Below are 2,339 nucleotides of genomic sequence, written 5' to 3' on the forward strand. Positions count from 1 at the left end.
CCGAGGATTATCGCGGCAATGGGCTGGGACAAAGACAATCTCAGCGAAGATCAGAAGCAGACCGTCAGTGCGCTGGCGACACTGGCGGCCGGATTAGCCGGTGGCTTGACCGGCGACAGCACCGCTGATACGGTTGCCGGTGCGCAGACTGGGAAAAATGCGGTTGAGAATAACTTCCTAAGTGCCACTCAGATAGATGATTTTGCGGCGAAAGTGAAAGGTTGTGATGCGCGTGGTGACTGCAAACAGATCGTGAAGGAAATGGAAGACCTGAGCCTGAAGCAGCGTAATGAACTAATTGTAACCTGTGCTTCGGATGCGGCAGCCTGTAAAGAGAAATATGGTGATATCCCTGCTAACAGTATGCTGGTTCATGAAGCAATAGACAGGGCGCTAGGTGAAGATATCCCATGGAGTATGAAGAATGACTTATCAGTCTTATTGCTGCAACAGATGGATGAGTCAGGAATAGTCAACAGCACTGAGTTTGCGCAAAAGTTACAGACAATTTATGGCTTAGATAGCCAGAAAGCAGAGATACTGGCTGCTGCTGCAATGGCTACTGTTACTGGTGGCGCTGGCAAATATCAGCCAAATAAAGGTGCTGTGGGAAATATGAATGAGTTCCTAAAGCAATCGGGCTTTGGGAACCAGATGCAGGATAACTCACGTAAAACCAATCAGATGTACCAAGGGCAAAGTGTGTATCAAGCCAAAGGTGATGTTGGTACATACATTTCTAAAGGCGATAAATACTATCTTGATGGGTTACACAAAAACCATATAGAAGTGTTTGATAGTAATAGAAATATAAAGGCTGTCCTTAATTTAGATGGAACAATAAATCAAGATAAAACCAACAAAGCAGTTGTAGAAGGGAGAAAACTACCAAAATGATTGATATGGACCCCATTAATCGCTTTAAGAACGTTTTTTTGAAAATGATTGTTGAAAAAAAAATCACAAAACCTGAGGGAGAAGAATTATACCTTAGCGAAGATGACGATATTAAATGTCGGCTCGAAAAAAATATCATACGATTAAATCAAGCAATTGATTTGTTTGTCAGTGCAGAGAGTAATAGGGATGAATTAGCTATGAGAGCGGCCCTTTTAGATATCAGAGTTTTTATGATGTCTATTTATGGGGTTTTTTATCAATCAGTTGGAGATATTGACTTTTTTATCAAAGAGACAAAAGAACTTTCTTTCCCTGAAGACTATCAAGTTCCTGAACATTATAACTATCGTGGAGAATAACTCCCTCAGCTTGATAATTTCGCGCAGAAACCTATCTTTATCTGTAGAACAAATTGAATAATTAAAGCCCCGGCCAAGGCTGGGGTTCCTACATCTAAGCCCTAAAAACCGCCACTTCCCGTAACCGCGGCGGCTTACTTCAGGCGGGTAATAACCTGCAACTCAGTACACTGAACAGTGATATTGACCTGACCAGTGCGCGACTCAATGCTACCAAACCACCCTCGACAGCGGCGGTACCCTGTCGCTCAACAACGGCCGCGATACGTCACTCATCGGCGCGCAAGCCAGCGGTGAAAGCGTCAAGGTGGATGTTGGCCGCGACCTGCTGCTGCAAAGCCAGCAAGACAGCGACAATTATGACGCGAAGCAAACCAGCACCAGCGGCGGTGTCAGCATGGCGGTGACCGGCGGCGGCTCGGCCAACCTCAGCATGAGTAAAGATAAGTTGCACAGCAATTATGACTCAGTGCAGGAACAGACCGGCATCTTCGCAGGTTCTGGCGGCTTTGATATCACCGTCGGCGAGCATACTCAGCTCGATGGCGCGGTGATTGCCAGCACGGCTGACCAGAGTAAAAACAGTCTGGACACCGGCACTCTGGGCTTCAGTGATATCGAAAATAAAGCTGACTTCAACGCCGAGCATCAGGGCGGCAGCCTGAGCACCGGCGGCCCGGTGGGGTCTGACCTACTGAGTAATCTGGGCGGCGTGGTGCTGTCGGGTCTGGGTAATGACGGCCATGCCGAGGGCACGACTCAGGCGGCGGTATCTGAGGGCAATATCACCATCCGCGATACCGATAAACAGCAGCAGAATGTCGAAGACCTGAGCCGCGATACCGACAATGCCAACGGCAGCATCAGCCCGATATTTGATAAAGAGAAAGAGCAAAACCGCCTCAAAGAAGCACAGCTGATTGGTGAGATAGGTGGTCAGGTCAGTGATATCGTGCGTACGCAGGGCAAAATAGCGGAAGAAAAAGCGCTGAAAGACCCGGTTGCTATTCAGGCGGCGAAAGAGGCGTTGGCCCAAAAAGGTAACCTGACGCCGACGGAAGAACAACTGACCAACCAGAT

Annotated in this window: 2 protein-coding genes and 1 pseudogene; all 3 read left to right on the forward strand. The window is 47.9% G+C overall.

Annotated elements, in window-relative coordinates; translation table 11 throughout:
• Positions 1 to 897: VENN motif pre-toxin domain-containing protein (locus FTA91_RS20000; RefSeq protein ID WP_235896814.1), on the forward strand; the 897-nt coding region annotated here is incomplete at its 5' end.
• Positions 894 to 1,259: a hypothetical protein gene (locus FTA91_RS00840; protein WP_145582782.1), complete on the forward strand. Its 366-nt coding sequence runs from the start codon at positions 894 to 896 to the stop codon at positions 1,257 to 1,259. The genes FTA91_RS20000 and FTA91_RS00840, both read left to right, overlap by 4 nt.
• A 214-nt stretch (positions 1,260 to 1,473) precedes the next feature.
• Positions 1,474 to 2,339, forward strand: a pseudogene (locus tag FTA91_RS00845) (hemagglutinin repeat-containing protein); the annotation flags it as partial.

The organism is Yersinia thracica (assembly GCF_902170565.1).
GTDB lineage: Bacteria > Pseudomonadota > Gammaproteobacteria > Enterobacterales > Enterobacteriaceae > Yersinia > Yersinia thracica.